General features: G+C 61.9%; 1 protein-coding gene. It reads right to left on the bottom strand.

Features of this window, described 5'->3' with window-relative positions:
• On the bottom strand, nucleotides 1-281 hold a 281-nt coding region (locus GV790_RS30095), incomplete at both ends, for a hypothetical protein (protein ID WP_218586508.1).

Here is a 281-nt window from a genome sequence, read left to right on the forward strand (position 1 = left end):
GCAAGAGATATGCGGCGACGAGCAGCTTGTTGAGATCGTCGAATCGGTCGACGTCGGCAAGCTCTTGGCGGTCATTGCTGGACGTGAGTTCTCGGCGCAGATCGTTGGCGGCCTCGTGCCATTGCCGAGGAGTTGCCTCCGCATCTTCAGCGACGGGCAGTTCGAACCGCTCGGCCAGTTCGTTGCGGAGGCGTTCGAGTTCTTCGATGACCTCGGGGAGGGTGAGGGACCGCGGTCCCGTGTCGTCCTCGAAACTGTTCTGTACCACTTCCAGCCGGGAC

Source organism: Nocardia cyriacigeorgica (assembly GCF_010858045.1).
In the GTDB taxonomy this organism is placed as follows: domain Bacteria; phylum Actinomycetota; class Actinomycetes; order Mycobacteriales; family Mycobacteriaceae; genus Nocardia; species Nocardia cyriacigeorgica_E.